General features: G+C 66.9%; 22 protein-coding genes. 17 read left to right on the forward strand and 5 right to left on the reverse strand.

Features of this window, described 5'->3' with window-relative positions; translation table 11 throughout:
- Positions 1-11: 11 nt before the first annotated feature.
- The 5 genes from ASE66_RS05670 (at position 12) to ASE66_RS05690 (ending at position 5,466) form a co-directional block, all read left to right on the forward strand.
- The gene (locus ASE66_RS05670; protein WP_057188538.1) at positions 12-1,091 is read left to right on the forward strand and encodes a branched-chain amino acid ABC transporter permease; all 1,080 of its coding nucleotides are present in this window, start codon (positions 12-14) and stop codon (positions 1,089-1,091) included.
- Between the two features lie 167 nt (positions 1,092-1,258).
- Positions 1,259-2,590 (forward strand): ABC transporter substrate-binding protein, encoded by a 1,332-nt coding sequence (locus ASE66_RS05675; protein ID WP_057188539.1) that lies wholly within the window; start codon positions 1,259-1,261, stop codon positions 2,588-2,590.
- 64 nt (positions 2,591-2,654) lie between these two features.
- A complete protein-coding gene (locus tag ASE66_RS05680) occupies positions 2,655-3,503 on the forward strand; it encodes an ABC transporter ATP-binding protein (RefSeq protein WP_057188540.1) in 849 nt (282 codons plus the stop codon).
- 31 nt (positions 3,504-3,534) lie between these two features.
- Positions 3,535-4,212, forward strand: coding sequence for a zinc metallopeptidase (locus ASE66_RS05685; protein WP_057188541.1), 678 nt, complete (start codon positions 3,535-3,537; stop codon positions 4,210-4,212).
- Between the two features lie 21 nt (positions 4,213-4,233).
- Entirely contained in the window at positions 4,234-5,466 is a 1,233-nt protein-coding gene (locus ASE66_RS05690) for a phenylacetate--CoA ligase family protein (RefSeq protein WP_057188542.1), read from the forward strand.
- Between the two features lie 113 nt (positions 5,467-5,579).
- Here ASE66_RS05690 and ung read toward each other — a convergent pair whose 3' ends face one another.
- A complete protein-coding gene (gene ung, locus ASE66_RS05695) occupies positions 5,580-6,278 on the reverse strand; it encodes a uracil-DNA glycosylase (RefSeq protein ID WP_057188543.1) in 699 nt (232 codons plus the stop codon).
- Positions 6,275-7,795, reverse strand: coding sequence for a bifunctional metallophosphatase/5'-nucleotidase (locus ASE66_RS05700; RefSeq protein WP_057188544.1), 1,521 nt, complete (start codon positions 7,793-7,795; stop codon positions 6,275-6,277). The genes ung and ASE66_RS05700 overlap by 4 nt, the downstream gene beginning before the upstream one ends.
- 172 nt (positions 7,796-7,967) lie before the next feature.
- Here ASE66_RS05700 and hemH point away from each other — a divergent pair, with 172 nt between their 5' ends.
- Entirely contained in the window at positions 7,968-9,005 is a 1,038-nt protein-coding gene (hemH, locus tag ASE66_RS05705) for a ferrochelatase (protein WP_057188545.1), read from the forward strand.
- A 111-nt stretch (positions 9,006-9,116) separates the two neighbouring features.
- On the opposite strand, the gene ASE66_RS05710 is transcribed toward hemH, so the two are convergent.
- The gene (locus ASE66_RS05710) at positions 9,117-10,016 is read right to left on the reverse strand and encodes an alpha/beta fold hydrolase (RefSeq protein ID WP_057188546.1); all 900 of its coding nucleotides are present in this window, start codon (positions 10,014-10,016) and stop codon (positions 9,117-9,119) included.
- A gap of 111 nt (positions 10,017-10,127) precedes the next feature.
- Here ASE66_RS05710 and ASE66_RS05715 point away from each other — a divergent pair, with 111 nt between their 5' ends.
- The 7 genes from ASE66_RS05715 to ASE66_RS05740 all read left to right on the forward strand — a co-directional run bounded on the left by ASE66_RS05715 (position 10,128) and on the right by ASE66_RS05740 (position 13,935).
- Positions 10,128-10,559, forward strand: a complete 432-nt coding sequence (locus ASE66_RS05715) for a MarR family winged helix-turn-helix transcriptional regulator (protein WP_244494797.1) — start codon at positions 10,128-10,130, stop codon at positions 10,557-10,559.
- A gap of 81 nt (positions 10,560-10,640) precedes the next feature.
- Positions 10,641-11,630 carry an SPFH domain-containing protein gene (locus tag ASE66_RS05720; RefSeq protein WP_057188547.1) on the forward strand — a complete coding sequence of 330 codons (990 nt, stop codon included), beginning with the start codon at positions 10,641-10,643 and terminating at the stop codon, positions 11,628-11,630.
- A 2-nt stretch (positions 11,631-11,632) separates the two neighbouring features.
- Positions 11,633-12,079 (forward strand): NfeD family protein, encoded by a 447-nt coding sequence (locus ASE66_RS05725; RefSeq protein ID WP_057188548.1) that lies wholly within the window; start codon positions 11,633-11,635, stop codon positions 12,077-12,079.
- 372 nt (positions 12,080-12,451) lie between these two features.
- The gene (locus ASE66_RS05730; protein WP_057188721.1) at positions 12,452-12,979 is read left to right on the forward strand and encodes a L,D-transpeptidase; all 528 of its coding nucleotides are present in this window, start codon (positions 12,452-12,454) and stop codon (positions 12,977-12,979) included.
- Positions 12,980-13,151: 172 nt separating this feature from the next.
- Positions 13,152-13,469 carry a DUF2853 family protein gene (locus ASE66_RS05735; RefSeq protein WP_200964545.1) on the forward strand — a complete coding sequence of 106 codons (318 nt, stop codon included), beginning with the start codon at positions 13,152-13,154 and terminating at the stop codon, positions 13,467-13,469.
- Between the two features lie 123 nt (positions 13,470-13,592).
- Complete coding sequence (locus ASE66_RS33660) at positions 13,593-13,724, forward strand: hypothetical protein (RefSeq protein ID WP_274532934.1); 132 nt, start codon at positions 13,593-13,595, stop codon at positions 13,722-13,724.
- Positions 13,725-13,731: 7 nt separating this feature from the next.
- Complete coding sequence (locus tag ASE66_RS05740; RefSeq protein ID WP_057188550.1) at positions 13,732-13,935, forward strand: hypothetical protein; 204 nt, start codon at positions 13,732-13,734, stop codon at positions 13,933-13,935.
- Between the two features lie 6 nt (positions 13,936-13,941).
- On the opposite strand, the gene ASE66_RS05745 is transcribed toward ASE66_RS05740, so the two are convergent.
- On the reverse strand, positions 13,942-15,240 hold the full coding sequence (locus ASE66_RS05745) for a class I SAM-dependent methyltransferase (protein ID WP_057188551.1): 1,299 nt from the start codon (positions 15,238-15,240) through the stop codon (positions 13,942-13,944).
- A 76-nt stretch (positions 15,241-15,316) separates the two neighbouring features.
- Positions 15,317-15,526, reverse strand: coding sequence for a DUF1674 domain-containing protein (locus tag ASE66_RS05750; protein WP_057188552.1), 210 nt, complete (start codon positions 15,524-15,526; stop codon positions 15,317-15,319).
- Positions 15,527-15,634: 108 nt separating this feature from the next.
- Here ASE66_RS05750 and htpX point away from each other — a divergent pair, with 108 nt between their 5' ends.
- The 4 genes from htpX to purH all read left to right on the forward strand — a co-directional run bounded on the left by htpX (position 15,635) and on the right by purH (position 21,398).
- Positions 15,635-16,555, forward strand: a complete 921-nt coding sequence (gene htpX / locus ASE66_RS05755; protein WP_057188553.1) for a zinc metalloprotease HtpX — start codon at positions 15,635-15,637, stop codon at positions 16,553-16,555.
- Position 16,556: 1 nt separating this feature from the next.
- A complete protein-coding gene (locus ASE66_RS05760) occupies positions 16,557-17,891 on the forward strand; it encodes an RsmB/NOP family class I SAM-dependent RNA methyltransferase (protein WP_057188554.1) in 1,335 nt (444 codons plus the stop codon).
- Positions 17,892-17,948: 57 nt separating this feature from the next.
- Positions 17,949-19,691 carry a heparinase II/III family protein gene (locus ASE66_RS05765; RefSeq protein ID WP_057188555.1) on the forward strand — a complete coding sequence of 581 codons (1,743 nt, stop codon included), beginning with the start codon at positions 17,949-17,951 and terminating at the stop codon, positions 19,689-19,691.
- A 114-nt stretch (positions 19,692-19,805) separates the two neighbouring features.
- Positions 19,806-21,398 (forward strand): bifunctional phosphoribosylaminoimidazolecarboxamide formyltransferase/IMP cyclohydrolase, encoded by a 1,593-nt coding sequence (gene purH / locus ASE66_RS05770; RefSeq protein ID WP_057188556.1) that lies wholly within the window; start codon positions 19,806-19,808, stop codon positions 21,396-21,398.
- The last annotated feature ends 11 nt before the right edge of the window (positions 21,399-21,409 follow it).

A 21,409-nucleotide genomic window follows, 5' to 3' on the forward strand; every position in this document is an offset into this window, starting at 1 on the left:
AAGGCTGACCCGTGTTCTACCGCGAAGCCGGCCAATACAAATCCACCTACGCCGCCGACATGGCCGTGTTCCCGCTCCGGCAGGACCGGATCGGCATCGCCGTCATCCTGGCTCTGGCCCTCATCGTCATCCCGCTGACCGGAAGCGACTTCTTCATCGCCTCGGTGATGATCCCGTTCCTGATCTTCTCGCTGGCAGCGATCGGGCTCAACATCCTGACCGGCTATACCGGGCTGATCTCGCTCGGCACCGCCGCCTTCATGGGCGTTGGCGCCTATTCCTGCTACAAGCTGACCACGTTCTTCCCGGGCGTGAACATCATCGTCCTGATCCTGCTGTCCGGGTTGTTCTCGGCCGCGATCGGGGTGCTCTTTGGCCTGCCTTCGCTCAGGATCAAGGGCTTCTATCTCGCCGTCGCCACGCTCGCCGCGCAGTTCTTCCTGCAATGGGCCTTCGTGCGCATTCCCTGGCTGTTCAACTACAATGCCTCGGGCGCGATCGAGGTGCCGCAGCGCACGCTGTTCGGCGTGGCCGTCACCGGCGCCTCCGCCACCCCCGAGACGCGCTATTTCGTCTGCCTGGGGCTCGTCATCCTGCTGACCTGGTTCGCCTCGAACCTGGTGCACGGCAAGCTCGGGCGCTCCTGGATGGCGGTCCGCGACATGGACATCGCCGCCGAGCTGATGGGCATCAAGCTGCTCAACGCCAAGCTCACCGCCTTCGCCGTCTCCTCCTATTTCGCAGGGGTCGCCGGAGCGATGATGATCTTCCTCTGGTATGGTGGCGGCGAGGCCAACGACGTCTTCACCATCCGCCTCTCCTTCACCATCCTGTTCATGGTCATCATCGGAGGCCTCGGCTCGCTGATCGGCTCCTTCTTCGGCGCGGCCTTCCTGTCCGTCCTGCCGACGGCGCTGAAGTTCGGCCTGCCGGCGCTGGGCGTGCCGATCGGCGGCGCGGCAGCCGAACACATGACCTACATGCTGGTCGGCGCGCTGATCATCATCTTCCTGATCCTCGAGCCGCACGGCCTCGCCAGGCTCTGGCAGATCGGGAAGCAGAAATTGCGGACGTGGCCCTTCCCCTACTGAGGCAGCGCGCTTTCCGTTTGGCTGGTTCCAGCCAAACGACAGGAACTCGCGCCAAATCGATGGGGAGAGGGACCCAAGGACAACGACCCGCCGCAGAGCTTTCAAGCGGCGGGCATGGCGAAGACGGGACGGCACTGCCGGATCCGCAGCAACCACGGAGGAAGTCCATGACGAAGAGCAGCATCATCAGGAGCGTCGCACTCGGCGCGCTCCTTGCCGCCGGCGCCATCGCCGCACCGGCAAACGCGCAGGACTCGGTCTATTTCGCCAACAACGCCTATCGCACCGGCCCGTTCTCGGGCTCGGGCATCCCGATCGGCGACGGCATGCGCGACTACATCGCGATGATCAACGAGCGCGACGGCGGCGTCGGCGGCGTCAAGGTGATCTATGAGGAGTGCGAGACCGGCTACGACACCAAGAAGTCGATCGAGTGCTACGAGCAGGCCAAGTCGAAGAACACCATCGTCTACTCGCCCTGGTCGACCGGCGCGACGCTCGCCGCGATCCCGCGCGCCCATGTCGACAAGATCCCGATCCTGTCGATGGCCTATGGCCTCTCGGCCTCGGCCGACGGCACCAACTTCCCCTGGGTCTTCATTCCGCCCTTCACCTATTGGGACGGCGCGTCCCTGATGGTCAAGCACATGGCGGCCGAGCTCGGCGGCATGGACAAGCTCAAGGGCAAGAAGCTCGGGCTGATCCACCTCGACGCGCCTTTCGGCAAGGAGCCGATTCCGGTCCTCGAGAACCTCGCCAAGAAGTACGGCTTCGAGCTCAAGCTCTATCCCGTCGCCGCCGCCGACATGCAGAACCAGGGCTCGCTCTGGCTCTCGATCCGCCGCGACCGGCCTGACTACCTCTACAACCAGGGCTGGGGCGCGATGAACCCGACCGCGGTCAAGGAAGCCATCAAGAACAACTTCCCGATCGGCAAGCTGGTCGGCGTCTGGTGGGCGGGCGGCGACGACGATGCGCGCGCCGGCGGGCCGGAGGCCAAGGGCTACAAGTCGCTCAACCTGAACGCGGCCGGCCAGAACTTCCCGGTCATCCAGGACATCCTCAAGCATGTCGTGGAGAAGGGTAAGAGCACGACGCCGAAGGATAAGGTCGGCGAGAATCTCTACAACCGCGGCGTCTACAACTCGATGCTGGTCGTCGAGGCGATCCGCAACGCCCAGAAGCTGACCGGCAAGAAGGTCGTCACCGCCGAGGACATGCGCCGCGGACTGGAGAGCCTCAACATCACCGATGCCAGGCTGAAGGAGATCGGCATGGAGGGCTTCGCCACGCCGACTTCGATCTCCTGCACCGACCATTCCGGCCACAGCAAGGCCTATGTCGCGGAATGGGACGGCACCAAGTGGACCAAGCCGGGCGAGTGGCTGGAGCCGCTCAAGGATGAGGTCCGGCCGCTGATCGAGGCCAACGCCAAGGACTATGTCGAGAAGGCCGGCAACTGGCCGAAGCGGACCGAGTCCTGCGAGAAGTCGTCCTGATCTGAACCTCCGGGCGGCGGCCTGTGCCGCCGCCCGGTCGTCCTATCCGAAAGCGGAGCGCGCCATGTCGACCGCCACCCTCGAAAAACCTGCCGCCACGGCCGCGACCAGCGACACCATCCTGTCGCTGAACAACATCGAGGTGATCTACGATCACGTCATCCTGGTGCTGAAGGGCGTCTCGCTGACCGTGCCGCGCAAGGGCATCGTCGCCATCCTCGGCGCCAACGGCGCCGGCAAGACCACGACGCTGAAGGCGATCTCCAACCTGCTCAAGGCCGAGCGCGGCGAGGTCACCAAGGGCTCGATCGTCTTCGACGGCGAGCGCGTCGACAGGATGTCGCCGAGCGAACTGGTCCGCCGCGGCTGCATCCAGGTGATGGAAGGCCGGCACTGCTTCGGCCATCTCTCGATCGAGGAGAATTTGCTGACCGGCGCCTTCACCCGCCGCGACGGCAATGCCGCGATCAAGCGCGATCTCGAGAAGATCTACGAGCTCTTCCCGCGGCTGAAGCAGCGCCGCAACTCGCAGGCCGGTTACACCTCCGGCGGCGAGCAGCAGATGTGCGCCGTCGGCCGCGCCATGATGAGCAAGCCCAAGATGATCCTGCTCGACGAACCCTCAATGGGGCTGGCGCCGCAGATCGTCGAGGAAATCTTCGAGATCGTCCGCCAGCTCAACGAAAGCGAGGGCGTCTCCTTCCTCGTCGCCGAGCAGAACACCAACATGGCGCTGCGCTACGCGACCTATGGCTACATCATGGAGACCGGCCGCGTCGTCATGGACGGGCAGGCCCAGATGCTGCGCGAGAACGAGGACGTGAAGGAGTTCTATCTCGGTGTCGCCGAGGGCAACAAGAAATCCTTCCGCGAGGTCAAGAGCTACAAGCGCCGCAAGCGCTGGCTGTCATAGTCCGGCCCGCTTCGGCAGGGCATTTCAGGTCATGCTTTACCTCGTCATCGCCCTCCTGCTCGCCGCCGTGATCTTCGGTCCGCAATTCTGGGTCCGCTACGAAATGGACAGGCACGCCGCAGACAGGCCCGATCTGCCCGGCACCGGGGGCGAACTCGCGCGCCATCTGCTCGACCGTTTCGGCCTGGCCTCGGTCGTCGTCGAGACCACCGCCGCCGGCGGCGACCACTACGATCCCGACGCCCGCACTGTGCGGCTGTCGCCAGGGAACCATGACGGCCGCTCGATCACCGCCGTCGCCGTCGCAGCCCATGAGGTCGCCCACGCCGTCCAGCACGCGCAGGGCAGCCGGCTCTTCGGCATCCGCACCGGATTGGCCCGCTTCCTCGGCATGGTCGACAAGGTCGCGATGGTGATCCTGATCACCGCTCCGGTGGTGATGGTCCTGACCCGCGTGCCGACGATCGGGCTGTTCCAGTTCGGCGCGGCGCTGGCTTTGCTCGGCATCGGCCTCGTCGTCCATCTCGTCACGCTGCCGGTCGAGTTCGACGCCAGCTTCGGCAAGGCGCTGCCGATCCTGCAGCATGAGAATTACCTGCACCCCGACGACATGCCCGCCGCGCGCGGCGTGCTGCGGGCCGCGGCGATGACCTATGTCGCGGCGTCGCTGATGGGGTTGCTCAATTTCTTGCGCATTCTGCGCCGATAGGTTCGCACCGGGGCACGAGCGATGAGCCAGCACTACGACGATCTCGAGACCCGGCCGCCTGCGCAGCGCGAGGCCGACCTCTTCGCCAAACTGCCCAACGTGCTCGCCGCCGCACTGGCGACCCCGGGCTATGCCGCGCATCTGAAGGGCATCGACCCTACTGCGGTCACCGATCGCGCCGCGCTCGCCAAGCTCCCGGTGCTGCGCAAGGCCGACCTGCCGGCGCTACAAAAGGACAACCCGCCCTTCGGCGGCCTCGTCGGTTCGCCGCTCGGCTCCTTCGGCCGGCTCTTCACCTCACCAGGACCGATCTTCGAGCCGGAAGGCACCGGCGTCGACCCCTGGGGCACGGCGCGCGGTCTTTACGCCGCCGGCTTCCGCAAGGGCGACGTCGTCCTCAACACCTTCGGCTACCATCTGACGCCAGGCGGTTTCGTCATGGATTCGGCTGCGCGGGCCATCGGCTGCGCCGTCATTCCAGCCGGCCCCGGCAATACCGAGCAGCAAATGGAGGTGATCGGCGCCTATCAGCCCAGCGCCTATCTCGGCACGCCAGATTTCCTCAAGCTGCTGATCGAGGCCGCCGACAGCCGCGGCGTCGACATCTCCTGCCTGAAGCGCGCCATCGTCTCGGGCGCCGCCTTCCCGCCCTCGCTGCAGGCCTGGGTGCAGGGGCGCGGCATCGACGCTTACCAGCTCTACGCCATCGCCGATCTCGGCCTGATCGCCTATGAGACAAGCGCGCGCGACGGCATGGTGCTGAACGAGAACCTGATCGTCGAGATCGTCCGCCCCGGCACCGGCGATCCTGTCGCCGAGGGCGAGGTTGGCGAGATCGTCGTCACCAATCTCGACCCGCATCACCCGCAGATCCGTCTCGCTGTCGGCGATTTGACCGCGATCCTGCCCGGGGCCAGCGCCAGCGGCCGCACCAATGCCCGGATCAAAGGCTGGCTCGGCCGCGCCGACCAGACGGCCAAGGTCAAGGGCATGTTCGTGCGCCCCGAGCAGGTCGCCGAGATCGCCCGCCGCCATGCCGAGATCGCCAAGCTCCGCCTCGTCATCGGCCGCGCCAACGAGCTCGACACGATGACGCTGAAGGCCGAGATCTACGCCGAGCCGAGCGGCTTTATCGACGCGGTCTCCTCGACCCTGCAGCAGGTGACCAAGCTTAAGGGCGCGGTCGAGATCCTGCCGCTCGGCGCCTTGCCCAACGACGGCAAGGTCATCGCCGATGAGCGGCCGGTGGGGTGAGGAACGGGCGCCGTTCTCGGGTTTGACCCGGGCATCTCGGAAACGTGAGCCTCGTTCTGCCTGAGATTCTCGGGTCTACGCTACGCTTCGCCCGAGAATGACGGCCTCGCGCCCTACCACGCGACCGGCTCCTCCCCCTTCGCCTTCAGCCAGTCATTCGCCTGGCTGAAGGGCTTCGAGCCGAAGAAGCCGCGCCGTGCCGACAACGGCGAGGGGTGGGCGCTGGCGATCACCAGATGCTTGGTCTCGTCGATCAGGGTGCGCTTGGCCTGGGCTGGGCCACCCCACAGGATGAACACGACATGCGGCCGCCGCTGCGAGACCGCCGCGAGAATCTCGTCAGTCACCGCCCGCCAGCCGAGCTTGAGATGCGAGCCAGCCTGTGTCGCGCCCTCGCGAACCGTCAGCGCGGTATTCAGCAGCAGCACGCCTTGCTTCGCCCAATCAGAGAGATCGCCGCCGGCCGGAGCGACGAGGCGCAGATCCTCGGCCCGCTCCTTGTAGATATTGACCAGCGAGCGCGGCAGCGGCGGCGGCCCGACATAGGAGAAGGCGAGCCCGTTGGCGTGGCCGGGCGTCGGATAGGGGTCCTGGCCGAGGATGACGACGCGCACCCGATCAAGCGGCGTCAGCGCCAGCGCTGCCAGGAAACGTTCCGGCGCCGGAGCCACGACATGGCCGGCGGCGCGCTCGGCATCGACGGCAGTGCAGGCGCGCGCCAGCGTGCCATCGCGGAACACGGCAAGATCGCGCCAGGAGGCAGAGGCAGGCGATGCCAGGAAGGCGCCCCGCGCCGCGTGGAAGCCGCTCACTTCAGGACGGCCCGGCCCTCGACCTTGGCCTCGACCGTGCCGAGCCGGCGGGCATAGACCATCACCTCGTTCGCCATCAGCTTGCCGTCGGTCGTGCCGAGCAGCGTCTTGCCGCGGCCGAGCGCGGTGTAGCCGTCGCCGCCCGAGAGCATGAAGTCGTTGGTGGCGACCGTGTATTTACCGACCGGGTCGATCTCCTTGCCGTCGACCTTGACCGAGGTAACGCGCGAGCCCTGCGGCTGCTTGAGGTCGGCCTCGAAGGTCAGGCCGGACACCACCGGGAAGCGGCCGGCACCCTGCGGGGCGTCGCGCAACCCGTTCTCGATCGCGTCCTTCACATCCTTGCCGGTGATCTCGACCATGGACGTCGCGTTGCCGAAGGGCAGTTCGCTCAGCACGTCGCGCCGCGTCAGCTTGTGGCCGGCAGCATACTGCTTGTTGGCGCGGATGCCGCCGGCATTGGTGATGGCGAGCTGCGCACCGGTCGCCGCCCTGATCGCATCGGCGATCAGGTTGCCGATCGCGGTTTCCTGGGTGCGGATGACGCTGGTGCGCGAATCGAGCGGGGCGCCCAGTGTGGCGATCTCGACATCGAGCTCCTTCGACAGCTCGCTCTCATAGCCCTTGACGATGGCGGCGACCTCGGGATCGGGCGTCGCGGCGCGGCTGTCGTTGACGCGGAAGGTCGGCGTCCACTCGACGCGGCGGCCGGCGCCCTCGCCCGACACCTTCACGGCGACGTCGATCGCGGTGACGTAATTGCCCTCCTCGTTCGACTCGACCATCACGACCTTGCCGTCATAGGCGATGGCGAGATCGTGGTCGTGGCCGGTCAGCAGGATGTCGACCACGCGCGAGCGCACGATCTGGTAGTCCATCGCCCGGTCGGCATGGACCACGCCGACGAGGATGTCGGCACCCTCCGATTTCAGCTTGCGCGCCTCGCGCCGGAGCGCCTCCATGGTCGAGGAGAACTTCAGGTCGCCGGGATTGGAGAGCTGCGGCGTCGGATCATAGGTCGTGCCGATCACGCCAACCTTGATGCCACCCAGTTCGAAGACCTGGGAATCCTTGTGGCCCGGCAGCGGATTGCCGGCCGCATCGCGCAGGTTGGCCGCGAAGGTCGGGTAGCTCTGGGCCGCGGTGAGCTTGAGATAGTTCTCCTTGCCGAAGTCGAACTCGTGATTGCCAGGCACGAAGACGTCGAGGCCCATCTTGTTCTGCATCGCGACGATATGGGCGCCCTGGTCGAAGCCCGACATCAGCGAGGGCGAGTAGCAGTCGCCGGCATGGCAGAACAGCACCGGCACGCCGCGCGCCCGCTCGGCCTTGGCGATGCCGGAGGCCCGGGCGAAGCCGCCTTTGCCCTTGTCATCGCTCATCTTGTAGATGTCGTTGACCAGCAGCAGCGTGAAGCTCGCTACCGGCGTCTGTGCCTTGGCGACGGGCGCGGTCGCGGCGAGGGCTGCGGGAGCGCCGAGGACGCGAAGCGCATGGCGGCGGGTCATCTTGGTCATCGGCGCGAACCCCTGTGGTTTTGATTTGGTCCAAGAGTTTTGATTTGGTCGAAGACTAGCAAGAGCCTAGCCGGCTTGCGAGACCCCCGCTTACGCAGTGTCGCACCCCGCACGCCCCGACTGGACGAAAACCGTAACTCGTCTAAATCACAGCCGAACGAAAGCGGATGTGATGAGCCTCAAGCCCCGTTTGCCGCCCGACCACGCAACCATCAAGAGCGGCCGCATCGGCGTGCTGCTGATGAATCTCGGCACACCCGAGGGTACGAGCTACCGGCCGATGCGGGCCTATCTCAAGGAATTCCTCTCCGACCGCCGCGTCATCGAGGAGCCGCGCTGGAAGTGGTGGCCGATCCTCAACCTGATCATCCTGTCGACGCGCCCCGGCCGGAAAGGCAAGGACTACGCCTCGATCTGGAACAATGAGCGCAACGAGGGCCCGCTCAAGACCATCACGCGCGCGCAGACCGAGAAACTCGCCGAGCGCCTGAAGGGCGAGGCTGGCGACCGCATCACGGTCGACTGGGCAATGCGCTACGGCCGGCCTGATGTGAAGAGCCGCCTCAAGGCCCTGCTCGACCAGGGCTGCGACCGCATTCTTCTTGTCCCGCTCTACCCGCAATATGCCGCGCCGACCTCGGCGACCGCCTGCGATCACGCCTTTCGCGCGCTGATGGAGATGCGCTGGCAGCCGACGGTGCGGGTCGCCCATCCCTATTATGCCGACCCGACCTATATCGACGCGCTCGCCGCCTCGATCCGGACCTCGCTCGGCAAACTCAGCTTCGAGCCGGAGGTGATCCTCTGCTCGCTGCACGGCATGCCGAAGGAATACCTGCTCAAGGGCGACCCCTATTATTGCCAGTGCGCCGTCACCGCCCGGTTGCTGGGCGAGAAACTCGGTCTGCCCGAGGAGCGCTTCCGCCTGACCTTCCAGTCGCGCTTCGGGCCCGACGAATGGCTGCAGCCCTACACCGACGAGACCGTGAAGGCGCTGGCGCAAGGAGGCACCAAGTCCCTCGCCATCGTCGCGCCCGGCTTCTCCGCCGATTGCCTCGAGACGCTCGAGGAACTCGACGTCGAGAACCGCGAGATCTTCATGCACAATGGCGGCAAGGAGTTCGCCTATCTGCCCTGCCTCAATGATTCCGAGGAGGGCATGCAGGTGATCGAGGCCGTGGTCCGCCGGGAGCTGATGGGCTGGCTCTAGGTTCTTCCTCATGCCCGGGCTTGACCCGGGCATCTCATGCCGAGAAGGCACCCTGACGTTTCCGAGATTCTCGGGTCTGCGCTTCGCTCCGCCCGAGAATGACGGCTGCGGCTACCCCACCACGAACCGCGTCACACCCTCGACCACCTGCTTTGCCTGCAAAACGCGCCGGTGGCCGAGTCCGTTCGTCTCCTGCAGGATCACGAATGGCCCCGCCGCCGCCAGCGCCTGCGCATGGTGGAAATCGAGCTCGCGATCCTGACGGTCATGGATCACCAGGGTCGGCAGGCCGATCGTCTCCAGTTGCCCGCGACCCTCGAAGGCTTCGACCGGGTTGCCGGCGACGCTGTGGATGTGCCGCTCCAGTGCCGCCTGGCCACGCCGGCCGAGCCCGATCGTCGCGCCGAAATTGCGGGTGATCGTCGTGACCGAGGACGGCGCCGCGACCAAAGCGAGCCGGTTCGTCCTGACCCGCGGCTGGCCCGGCACGCTACGGGCGAGCGCGGCGAGCGCGATCGCCCCGCCGAAGGAATGGGCGACGATCGCATGCACCGGCGCGAAGACGCGGGCCACGGCGGCGAGCGCGGCAACGCCGAGCGGAATGTTGAGCTCGGCCCCGGTCGAGGCACCATGTGCCGGCATGTCATAGGCGACGACGCGGAAGCCCTGCGCCAGCAGCGGCTGGACGAAAGCGCTCATGAAAGCCGCCTCGCTGTTCCAGCCATGGAGCAGGATGACGGTCGGCGCGGGCGCATCGCCATCTTGCAAGCGAGGCTCCGGTTCGAACAGATAGGTGCTGACCGTCCCGCACGGGTAGGATACCGCCTGTTTGATGGCCGGTGCGAGCCGGGAGCGGGCGGCGACGATCGCCTTGCCGGTCCGGGTCTGTGGACCCGGTTGGCGCGGCGGCGTGCAGAAGAGCTTGAAGGCGGCTCGCCCTGCGGTGCGTGGAGCGATGAAGCTGCCGATACGGACGAGAGGGCGAATGACGCGAAGGGCTGCGCTTGGCATGATCGGAAACCCTGTTCGTTCAGTCTTGAACTATTATGTTCAGCCATGAACAAAATGCAAGAGCCGATTTCTGAAACTGCGGACGGGCCGGAAGGCACCGGCGGATCGCGCTTGCCGTGGGAGCTGCCACGCTTCAAGAACTGGCTCGCCGTCGCGCGCATGCACCAGCTCTGGAAGAAGGTTTTCTCCGAGGCGCTGGCCCCGCTCGGCATCCAGCTCGCCCATTACGATGTGCTCGCCAACGTCTTCCGTACCCCCGGCCTGACCCAGCAAGCGCTGGCCGAGAAGCTGCTCGTCGGCCGCAGCGCCATGAGCATGCTCCTGCCCGAGCTCGAGCGACGCGGCCTGATCGAGCGCCGCAATGACGACACCGACCGGCGGGTGCGGCGCCTCTGGCTGACACCGGAAGGCGAGACGCTGACCCGCAAGGCGCTGGCGATCCATACCAACAAGATCGAGGCGATGATGGGCGTGCTCAATGACGAGGAGTGCAACACCGTCGGCGAGATGATGTGGCGCGTGGTCAAATATCTGGAGAAGTGAGGCGGGGGCGAGCCTGCATCAGAACTTCGCAAAGATCGGTATGATGAACGGCTGCTGCGCCGAAACTGGAGAAGGCACGAGATGGGCTCGCAAGGTTTGGATATCGCCACGGTCGCCCTGATTATGCTGGTCGTCGCGGTCGTCATCGCGATCGCGCTCGGCGTGCGCACCGTGCCACAGGGCTACAACTTCACCGTCGAGCGCTTCGGCCGCTATTCGCGCACGCTCGGTGCCGGCCTCGGGCTGATCATCCCGCTCTTCGATCGGATCGGCCACAAGGTGAATGTGATGGAGCAGGTGCTCGACATTCCCTCGCAGGAAGCGATCACCAAGGACAATGCGGGCGTGCGCATCGATGCGGCCGCCTTTTATCAGGTCCTCGATGCAGCCAAGGCGCGCTACGAGGTCTCGGCGCTCGATCAGGCGCTGGTGGTCCTGACCATGACCAATATCCGTACCGTGGTCGGCTCGATGGACCTCGACCAGCTGCTCTCCCATCGCGACGAGATCAATGAGCGGCTGCTGCGCGTCATGGACGCCGCGGCTTCGCCCTGGGGCGTCAAGGTCACCCGCATCGAGATCCGCGACATCCTGCCGCCGGCCGATATCGTCGGTGCGATGAACCGCCAGATGAAGGCTGAGCGCGAGAAGCGCGCCGCCGTGCTGGAAGCCGACGGCATGCGCCAGGCCGAAATCCTGAAGGCCGAAGGTCTGAAGCAATCGCAGATTCTCGCCGCCGAGGGCCGGCGGGAAGCCGCCTTCCGCGACGCCGAGGCACGCGAACGCTCGGCTCAGGCCGAAGCGGCGGCGACCGCCATGGTCAGCGAGGCGATCAGCCGCGGCGACATCCAGGCCGCCAACTTCCTGATCGCCGAACGCTATACCGATGCGCTGAAGGCGATAGCGAGCGCTCCCAACAGCAAGGTGGTGATCGTGCCGATCGAGGCCGCAGCGCTCGCCGGCACCGTCGGCGGCATCGCCCAGCTGACCAAGGCCGTGTTCGGTGACGAGGCGGTGGCGAATCGTCGGGTCGGCTCCGTTCCCGCGGCCGGCCGCTCCGTGGAGGGCTGATCATGCTCGACTGGTTCGCCTCCCTCGGCGGCTGGGCCTGGATCGTGCTCGGGCTCGTCCTGGTCGGCGGCGAGATGCTGGCGCCCGGCATCTTCCTGCTCTGGTTCGGCCTCGCCGCCCTGCTGACCGGCGCCGTCATCGGGCTGACCGGCATCGCCTGGCAGGGTGCATTGCTCATCTTTGCAGCGCTCGCTGTCGCCTGCGTTCTTGCCGGCCGCGCCGTTACGCGTCGCCGGAGCGATGAACCCGACGCCGCCTCGGGCCTGAACGATCGCGGCCGCCAGCTGATCGGCAAGGTCTTCAAGCTGGAAGCGACCATGACCGGCGGCGAGGGCCGCATCCGCGTCGGCGATTCCTCCTGGCGCGTCACCGGTCCCGAGCTGCTCGCCGGTGCGGAGATCCGCGTCGTGCGCGTCGACGGCGCTACGCTCGTGGTCGAGAAGGCCTGAACGCAGCCTCACGACGCGCATTTTCAGCGAACGCAGCGGGAGCACTTAACGAGCCGTTCACGCCAGCCTCCGTCGCTTGTGGACCGTACCAGCCGGTTCCGTCATGACGAGGCAGGTGCCGCTGGACATCGGATCGCGGCGCCGGAGGTATCCGTCATGAGCATTCCGCACGGTCCGATCGACCTCGCCCTCGCCGCCCTGCTGTCGCTGCTGCTGGCGATGCTGGCGCTCGGCAGCGCCATCGCCTGAGACGCCCGCGATTAAGTCCGGATTCATCCTGAATCGAGGGTTCACCATGCTGCTGAACCCCCGATTCACCGGCGACCCGCCCAAATCCGCCTCCGAAGCGTTCTGATGCGCAAGGAGAAGCCCATGGCAGGCCGGCACGGACCGATCGATTTCATCATCGCAGCGGCAATTTCGCTGCTGATGCTGCTGGCGGTACGCCCCGCCCAGGCGCGCGAGATCGTCGACTTCCCCGATTACCGCTACCAGCCCGGCACCATCCTGATCCGTACCGCCGAGCGCAAGCTCTACTACATCGCGGCACCCGGCCAGGCGCTGCGCTACACCATCGCCGTCGGCAAGGCCGGCAAGCAGTGGCGCGGCGTCAAATATGTCGAGGAATTGGTGGTCGAGCCGGCCTGGAGCCCGCCGGCCCAGGTCAAGCGCGACAATCCGCGACTGCCGGACGTGATCCCCAGTGGAGCGCCGAACAACCCGATGGGCGCGCGCGTCATCGGCCTCGGCCCCGGCGGCCAATACGCCATCCACGGCACCAACAACCCGCGCTCGGTCGGCACCGCCGCCTCCTATGGCTGCTTTCGCATGCACAACAGCGACGTGATCGATCTCTATGCCCGCGTCCGGATGGGGACACCTGTCGTCGTGATGCCCTGAGCACCGACGCATCCCGGCACCGCCGCCGATTCGGCAATTTCTTCCGAGGAATCGCGGGGCTTTTCGTATCGGAACCTCTCGCTTGTCGAGAAAAAGCCGGATATCGTTTTCGAAGGCGTAACGCTGAGTCCAGCGCGCCTTTCGAACCGATATGTCTTCAGAGGGGTACCCGATGGATCATCTCGCCGACGTCAAGAAGTTCGCCAAGAAGCCTCTGAATGAGGCCGCGTTCGCCGGCATGAGCAAGGCCTATGCACTGGTCATGAGCAAGCCCGATACACGCTATGTCGCCTGCTCCGACCCCGCCGAACTCGAGCGCGTCCGCGAGAACTTCCTGAAGAAGAAGCTCGGCCTGAAGAGCGCCGACCTCGACGCCAGCGTCAAGGCCACTTGCGATCACATGAAGGCCGACAAGACCAAGTCGCGCCTGACCTTCTACTATCTGCTCGCCGAGCATTACGGCAAGCTCGACGCCTTCGTAAAGAAATAAGCCTGGCCACGGAGCCCGACCTGATGGCGCCCCCTCGGGCGCCATTCGCATGTCAGAGCCGCGAAAACTGCGCAGAACGACGCAAGACCGGAACATCCAGGATCCACCTTTTGGGGGGTTTCGATGTTCACGCTGTCCCGCTCCGTCCTGTCCGGCCACGCCCAGACGCTCTTCACCGTCGCCGAGGCCGCCTTCGCTTCGATGATCGTCTTCGGTGCCGGCCTCGCCTTCGGCACCACGATCGGCTTCTTTTGAGGCGGTCATGCCGACCATCGCCACCTCAAGCACCCGTCCGCATTTCAAGATCGGACGCGACCGCGAGGGCCACTGGATCGCGGTCGAGACGCATGGCCGCGGCGGCGGCTATTTCCGCAGCCGGGACGATGCCCTGCATTATGCCCGCGCCGAGGCAGGCCTTGGCGCCGTGACGTTCAGCGACCGACCGCTCGCGCTGCGCCTGTCGTAGCCGCGCTCAACGATAGAGATCGACCCGCGTCAGCGGCAGGCCCGACGGGCCCTTGCGCCGCTTCGAGACCAGCGTCTGGTTGATCAGCGCCCCGCCCCTCTCGAAGGCGAGCGAGCAGCCGGCGAGATAGAGCAGCCACATCCGGGTCCGCTCCGGCCCGACTTCCGCTTCGGCTACCGCCTTGTTCGCGTTCAGCCGCTCGAACCACAGCCGCGTCGTGCGCTGATAGTGCTCGCGCCAGCCCTCGACATCGTGGACCTCGAAGCCGTAGCGCTCGAGATTGGCGATCGACATGCCCAAATGGTCGAGCTCTCCGCCCGGGAAGATGTAGCGCACCAGCGCGCGATACTCGGCCGGCATCTTGTTGAAGGCCTTGTCGGTCTTCTTGGCGCGCCGCGAGATCGAATGATGCAGGTAAAGGCCGCGCGGCTTGAGCAGCCGGTTCACCGCCTGGAAATAGGTCGGATGGTTGCGGATTCCGACGTGCTCGAACATGCCGATCGAGGAGACCTTGTCGAACTGCCCCTCCATCTGGGTGAAGTCCTTGAGATGGAGCGTGACCTTGCCGGTCAGGCCGAGCGCCTCGACCTTTTCGCGCGCCAGCTTGAGCTGCTCCTCCGCCAGCGTCACGCCATGCGCCTCGACACCGTAATGCTGGGCGGCGTAACAGACGAGCGCGCCCCAGCCGCAGCCGATGTCGAGCAGCTTGTCGCCCGGTTTCAAGCGCAGCTTGCGGCAGATCATCTCGAGCTTGTCGGTCTGCGCGCGTTCGAGATCGTCATGGTCCTCGGTGAAATAGGCGCAGGTGTAGACCATGCGCTCGTCAAGGAAGAGCCGATAGAATGCGTTCGAGACGTCGTAGTGATGGGCGATATTGGCCTTGTTCGTCGCCGGCTTGCCGTCGCGGGCGATCTCGTCGCCCTTGATGTGCTCGACCGCCTGCGGCGCCCTGCCCGGCGCGAAGATGAAGCGCCTGACGACATCGAACACCCCCGCCTTGGAGATGCCGCGCGCCAGCCGGCCGACCTTGCCGTCCGGCCGGGCCGCGGCAAGGTCGAAGATCGTGCCGTTCTCGATCGCAATCCGGTCGGAGACATGCAGATGCAGCAGCGTATCGAGCTTCGGCTTGCGCAGCAGCGCCGCGACGACGCCGGCATCGCGGATGGCGATCATCAGCCCGTCCGCCGGCCAATCAGCCGGGACGCGTGAGCCGTCCCAAAGCGAGAAACCGAGCTTCAGCCCAAGCTTCTGGTATGCTTCGGTCAGGAGCCGCCGCAGCGCCTCGATGCGCTTGTTGTCACTCATGCTGGATCAAAGCCGTTGCAATCGCATCGTTTTTGGCCGGCCGCGGCTCGCTTGGCAACCGTCACGGCCGCACGGCTCAGAAATCGCTGGCGATGCCCTTCACTTCCCAATCGTCATAGCGCACCGGCTCAAGGCCGCCGCGCCCATCGATCTCTCTTTGCTGCTTGAGTTCGGCGGCCTTGGCGTCGATCGCCGCACGCCGCGCCTGCGCTTCCGCGAGCGCACGCTGCGCTGCCGGCGACAATTCCTTTGCGGGCGCTTCATCCGCCTTCGTCTGCGCGCTCATGATCGGCCATTCTCTTGCAGGATCGGCACCATCCCCACCACATAGGGACGAAACCGCATTCCGGCGAGCCTTTCCGCGCCGGAGCACGGAGGCAAGAAGGGATTCTCGATGAACTATGTCCGTACCGGCATGCTGATGGCGGCGCTCACCGCGCTGTTCGGCGTGGTCGGCTATCTGCTCGCCGGCGCTGGCGGCATGCTGATCGCGCTCGGCATCGCGGTCGCGACCAACCTGTTCAGCTACTGGAACTCCGACCGGCTGGCATTGTCCGCCTACAATGCCCAGCAGGTCGATGAGCGCAGCGCGCCCGAGCTCTACGGCATGGTGCGCGATCTTGCCCAACGCGCCAATATGCCGATGCCGCGCGTCTACCTCATCCAGGAAGACCAGCCGAACGCCTTCGCCACCGGCCGCAACCCGCAAAACGCCGCGGTCGCCGCGACGACCGGCATCATCCGCGCGCTGTCCTATGACGAGCTCGCCGGCGTGATGGCGCACGAGCTCGCCCACATCAAGAACCACGACACGCTGACCATGACGATCAGCGCCACCATGGCCGGCGCGATCTCGACCCTGGCCTCCTTCGGCATGTTCTTCGGCTCGCGCGACAATCGCCCCAACGCCATCGTCCAGATCGCCCTGATGATCCTCGCCCCGCTGGCGGCGAGCATCGTCCAGATGGCGATCTCGCGCTCGCGCGAATACGAGGCGGACCGCATCGGCGGCGAGATCTGCGGCAACCCGGTGGCGCTCGCCGACGCGCTCGCCAAGATCGCCGGCGGCGTTTCCCACATCCCAAACGAGACGGCCGAGGCGAAGCCTGCTACGGCGCACATGTTCATCATCAACCCGCTTTCAGGCCGTGGCATGGATTCACTGTTCTCGACACACCCCGACACCGGCAACCGCATCGCCGCGCTGATGGAGCAGGCGCGCGCCATGGGCGTCGGCGCAGGCCGGGGCGGCTTCGTCGGCGGCGCGAGCCAGAATCCTTTCGCCGGCGGGCGCGAGCCCGGGCCCTGGGGCTGAGATGGCAGCTCCTCACGAAAACCGCGGGTCGGCTGATGATGCTCCTGGTCTCGCCGCGCGCCGCCTGGCGGCTACGCTGATCGACGAGGTGCTGCGCGCCGGCACCGCGCTGGACGAGACCTTCGAGCGGATGGCTGCGACGGCCGGGCTGGAGCCGGCCGATGCCGGGCTGGCGCGCGCGATCGCGACCGTCGCCTTCCGGCGCCTGGGCACGATCCGCCAGGTGGTCGGCGCCAGGCTAGAACGCGGCAGCCCGCGCAATTCCGGCCCCTTCGAGCCGATCATGGTCGCTGCCGCCGCCCAATTGCTTTTCCTCGACGTGCCCGACCACGCCGCGGTCGATCTCGCAATCCGCCATTTGCACGAGGACTCTCGTTCGTCGCGCTACGTTTCGCTCGGCAATGCCGTGCTGCGACGGCTGGCGCGCGAACGCGAGGCGATCCTCGCCAATCTCGATCCGCTGGCCAACACGCCTGACTGGCTGCGCCAGAGCTGGACAACGCAATATGGCCCCGATGTCGCCATGGCGATCGCCGCCGCCCATGCCGAAGAGCCACCGCTCGACCTGACCGTGAAATCCGACCCGGCTGGATGGGCCGGCAAGCTCGACGGCATCGTCCTGCCGACCGGCTCGGTGCGCCTGCGCGGGCGCGAGGCCGTCACGGGATTGCCGGGCTTCAGCGAGGGGGAATGGTGGGTTCAGGACGCCGCCGCCGCGCTGCCCGCCCATCTCCTGAATGCCCGGCCCGGCGAGCGCGTCGCCGATCTCTGCGCCGCGCCGGGCGGCAAGACCGTGCAGCTCGCGCAAGCGGGTGCGCAGGTCGTTGCGGTCGACCGCTCCGGCCCACGCCTGCGCCGGCTCAAGGCCAATCTCGACAGGCTCGGGCTGCAGGCCGAGGTCGTCACCGCTGACGCCTCGACCTACGAGGCGGAGCCGTTCGACGCCGTCCTGCTCGATGCTCCCTGCAGCGCCACCGGTACGATCCGGCGCCACCCGGATGTCGCCTGGTCCAAACGACCCGAGGATATCGCCAAGCTCACCGCCCTGCAGGCGCGCCTGCTCGACCAGGCGGGGCGGCTCACCCGGCCGGGCGGGCGCCTGGTCTATTGCACCTGCTCGCTGGAGCACGAGGAAGGCGAAGCGCAGATCGAGGACTTCCTGGCGCGCACGCCGGGCTTCGCACGCGATCCGATCAAGCCCGAGGAGATCGGCGGCCAGGCCGAGGCGCTGACGCCGCAAGGCGAATTGCGTACGCTGCCGCATCAGCTCGCCGGCGAGACGCCGCGTCTCTCAGGATGGGCGGGATTTTATGCATGTCGCCTGATAAGATCATGACTTGATCGGGATTCGCCTCCTCATGGGGGCGGTGGGACGGCGAGGCAGCAGAATTCATTGAACGGCTGGTCGGAGCGAGGAGGCCTGGCACGGGCGGCCATCGGCAGGGCGGCGCGACGCACGCGCGGCCAGGTCGCCGGTGCCAAGCGCGCGCTCTGGCCCTTCGGCCGCTTGCGCTCCAGCCGCCTGCTCTTTGCCCCGCACGATCTGCGCACCGCCGACCCGACCACGGCAAGCGACATCTATGCCGGCTACTTCGCCCTCGCCGGCCGTACCGTGAACTGCCATGGCGAATCGCCTTTCCTGGTCGCAGCGCCGAGCGAGGCCTGGTCCGAGGGGTTGCACGGCTTCGTCTGGCTGCGCCACTTACGCGCTGCCGATACGGCGATCGCCCGCGCCAATGCCCGCGCCCTCGTCGACGAGTTCATCGCCCGTCGGCATGACCGCGACGAGATCGCCCGGCGCCCGGCCGTGATCGCCCGCCGGCTGATGTCCTTCCTGTCGCATTCTCCCCTGCTGCTCGAAGGCGCCGACCATGCCTTCTATGAACGCTTCATCCGCCATGTCGCCCAGACGGCCGAGCGGTTGCAGCTCGCTCTCTCCGGTGCCGTCGAGGGCGCGGCGCGGCTGCAATGCCTGATCGCGATCTGCTTCGCCGCCATCTGCCTCGACGGCCAGGAGCGACGGCTGCGCCGCTATGAAGTGGCGCTTTCCGACGAACTGGAGCAGCAGATCCTGCCCGATGGCGGCCATCTCAGCCGCAATCCCCGCATCATCATCGACCTGCTGCTCGATCTCCTGCCCTTGCGCGAGACCTTCACCGCGCGCGGGCTGGAACCGCCGCGCGCCATCATCATGGCGATCGACCGGATGATGCCGCATCTCAAGCTGTTCCGGCATGGCGACGGCGCGCTGGCTCTGTTCAACGGCATGAACGCGACACCGCCCGACCTGATGGCGACGCTCGCGGCCTATGACGATGTCCGTGCCCGGCCGATCGAGCACGCCGCCTATTCCGGCTATGACCGGCTCAGCGCCGGTACCAGCATCGTCGTCGTCGAGGCCGGGCCGCCGCCGCGGGGCGCCAACTCGATCGAGGCCCATGCCGGCTGCCTCTCCTTCGAACTGTCGACCGGCTCGCAACGCATCGTGGTGAATTGCGGCGCCAGCCGCTTCGGCACGCCGGAGCTCAGGCTCGCCGCCCGCGCCACTGCCGCTCATTCGACGGTGACGCTGGACGATCGCTCAAGCGCCGTGTTCGGGCTCGTTCTCGGCGAACGGCGGATCACCGCCGGGCCGGCCGATGTCCGTGTAGCCCGCCAGGACAGCGAGGATGGCCATGAATGGGTCGGCAGCCATGACGGCTACCGGCGCGCCTTCGGCATCGTCCACACCCGCCGCCTGCTGCTCTCCCGCAATGGCAATGAACTCGTCGGCGAGGATCAGCTCAGCTCGCCCGCCGCGCTGGCGAGCCTGCCGGCGGCGGCGCGCTTCCACCTGCATCCCAATGTCAAGCCGAGTCTGATCCGCGATGGCGAGGGTGTGCTGCTGGCGCTGCCCTCCGGCGAGATCTGGGCTTTCGAGGCCTCGGGCCTGCGAGTCGGGCTGGAGGAGAGCATCTTCTTCGCCGCCGCAGACGGGCGCCACAAGACGGTGCAGCTCGTCATCGAATTCGACGCCGTGGCGACGCCGCAGATCAGCTGGCGCTTCGCCCGCCTCGGCACGCCGGCGCAGCGCACCGCCCGGAGCGAAGCGGCCCAACGCGAAGCGGCTGAAGCAGAGCCCGACCTGCCGCTCTGAGCTCTCCGCAGAGCAAAGTTGCAGCGTGTTGTGCTTTGCAGCAAAGCCCGGTCGTGATAGGGCGCGCGCAAGTATTCCGCGCCTCGCGCTCATCAACCCGGACCTGATCTTCCCATGCCGAACGAACTCCGCCGCGTCGAACGCGCGCTGCTTTCCGTTTCCGACAAGACCGGGCTGATCGAGTTCGCCCGCGCCCTCACCCGCATGGGCATCGCCCTGGTCTCGACCGGCGGCACCGCCAAGGCGATCGCCGAGGCCGGCCTTGCCGTCACCGACGTCTCGGATCTCACCGGCTTTCCCGAGATGATGGACGGCCGCGTCAAGACGCTGCATCCCAAGGTGCATGGCGGCCTGCTCGCCATCCGTTCGCATCCCGAGCACCAGGCCTCGATGCTCGGCCACGGCATCGCGCCGATCGACCTCCTCGTCGTCAACCTCTACCCGTTCGAGGCGACGGTCGCCGCCGGCAAGCCCTATGACGACTGCATCGAGAACATCGACATCGGTGGCCCCGCGATGATCCGCGCCGCCGCCAAGAACCACAACGACGTCGCCGTCGTGGTCGAGGCCTCCGACTACGCCGCCGTGCTGGCCGATCTCGAGACGCATAAGGGCGCGACCACGCTGACACTGCGCCGCAAGCTGGCGCAGAAGGCCTATTCGCGCACCGCCGCCTATGACGCGGCGATCTCGAACTGGTTTGCTGGCGAGCTCGGCGATACCTCGCCGGCCTTCCGCGCGCTCGGCGGCAGCCTCGCCGAGACCATGCGCTATGGCGAGAACCCGCATCAATGGGCCGCCTTCTACCGCACGCCGGAGCAGCGCCCGGGCGTTTCCACCGCCCGCCAGGTCCAGGGCAAGCAGCTCTCCTACAACAACATCAACGACACCGATGCCGCCTTCGAATGCGTCGCCGAGTTCGACCCGGCCCGCACTGCTGCCTGCGTCATCGTCAAGCATGCCAATCCCTGCGGCGCCGCCGAGGGCGGCTCGCTGCTCGAAGCCTATGAGCGGGCGCTGGCCTGCGACCCGGTCTCGGCCTTCGGCGGCATCGTCGCGCTCAACCGCAAGCTTGACGCGGAAGCAGCGAAGAAGATCGTCGAGATCTTCACCGAGGTGATCATCGCTCCCGACGCCGACGAGGAGGCGATCGCGCTCGTCGCCGCCAAGAAGAACCTGCGCCTGCTCCTGACCGGCGGCCTGCCGGATGTCCGCAAAGCCGGCCTTTCCCTGCGCACCGTCGCTGGCGGCTTCCTGGCGCAGGCGCGCGACAACGCCGTCGTCGACGACATGGAGCTCAAGGTCGTGACCAAGCGCCAGCCGAGCGAGGCGGAACTCGCCGATCTGCGCTTCGCCTTTCGCGTCGCCAAGCACGTCAAGTCTAACGCCATCGTCTACGCCAGGAACCTCGCCACGGTCGGCGTGGGCGCCGGCCAGATGAGCCGCGTCGATTCCTCGCGCATCGCCGCCTGGAAGGCGGGCGAAGCGGCCAGGGCGGCCGGCGCGCCCGAGAGCCTGGCGAAGGGAGCGGTCGTCGCCTCCGACGCCTTCTTCCCCTTCGCCGACGGCCTGCTCGCCGCGGCCGAGGCCGGCGCCACCGCGGTGATCCAGCCCGGCGGCTCGATGCGCGACGACGAGGTGATCAAGGCCGCCGACGAGGCCGGCCTCGCCATGGTCTTCACCGGCCATCGCCATTTCCGGCACTAAGGCGAGACGGG

Origin of the sequence: Allobosea sp. Root483D1 (genome assembly GCF_001429505.1) — a bacterium.
In the GTDB taxonomy this organism is placed as follows: domain Bacteria; phylum Pseudomonadota; class Alphaproteobacteria; order Rhizobiales; family Beijerinckiaceae; genus Allobosea.

Coding starts and splice junctions, on each gene's coding strand:
- ASE66_RS05725 (WP_057188548.1), top strand. CDS start 11,633: ATGCTCGACTGGTTCGCCTCCCTCGGCGGCTGGGCCTGGATCGTGCTC.
- hemH (WP_057188545.1), top strand. CDS start 7,968: ATGAGCCTCAAGCCCCGTTTGCCGCCCGACCACGCAACCATCAAGAGC.
- ASE66_RS05710 (WP_057188546.1), bottom strand. CDS start 10,016: ATGCCAAGCGCAGCCCTTCGCGTCATTCGCCCTCTCGTCCGTATCGGC.
- ASE66_RS05760 (WP_057188554.1), top strand. CDS start 16,557: ATGGCAGCTCCTCACGAAAACCGCGGGTCGGCTGATGATGCTCCTGGT.
- ASE66_RS05685 (WP_057188541.1), top strand. CDS start 3,535: ATGCTTTACCTCGTCATCGCCCTCCTGCTCGCCGCCGTGATCTTCGGT.
- ASE66_RS05675 (WP_057188539.1), top strand. CDS start 1,259: ATGACGAAGAGCAGCATCATCAGGAGCGTCGCACTCGGCGCGCTCCTT.
- purH (WP_057188556.1), top strand. CDS start 19,806: ATGCCGAACGAACTCCGCCGCGTCGAACGCGCGCTGCTTTCCGTTTCC.
- htpX (WP_057188553.1), top strand. CDS start 15,635: ATGAACTATGTCCGTACCGGCATGCTGATGGCGGCGCTCACCGCGCTG.
- ASE66_RS05730 (WP_057188721.1), top strand. CDS start 12,452: ATGGCAGGCCGGCACGGACCGATCGATTTCATCATCGCAGCGGCAATT.
- ASE66_RS05745 (WP_057188551.1), bottom strand. CDS start 15,240: ATGAGTGACAACAAGCGCATCGAGGCGCTGCGGCGGCTCCTGACCGAA.
- ASE66_RS05740 (WP_057188550.1), top strand. CDS start 13,732: ATGCCGACCATCGCCACCTCAAGCACCCGTCCGCATTTCAAGATCGGA.
- ASE66_RS05735 (WP_200964545.1), top strand. CDS start 13,152: ATGGATCATCTCGCCGACGTCAAGAAGTTCGCCAAGAAGCCTCTGAAT.
- ASE66_RS05680 (WP_057188540.1), top strand. CDS start 2,655: ATGTCGACCGCCACCCTCGAAAAACCTGCCGCCACGGCCGCGACCAGC.
- ASE66_RS05690 (WP_057188542.1), top strand. CDS start 4,234: ATGAGCCAGCACTACGACGATCTCGAGACCCGGCCGCCTGCGCAGCGC.
- ASE66_RS05750 (WP_057188552.1), bottom strand. CDS start 15,526: ATGAGCGCGCAGACGAAGGCGGATGAAGCGCCCGCAAAGGAATTGTCG.
- ASE66_RS05700 (WP_057188544.1), bottom strand. CDS start 7,795: ATGACCAAGATGACCCGCCGCCATGCGCTTCGCGTCCTCGGCGCTCCC.
- ASE66_RS33660 (WP_274532934.1), top strand. CDS start 13,593: ATGTTCACGCTGTCCCGCTCCGTCCTGTCCGGCCACGCCCAGACGCTC.
- ASE66_RS05720 (WP_057188547.1), top strand. CDS start 10,641: ATGGGCTCGCAAGGTTTGGATATCGCCACGGTCGCCCTGATTATGCTG.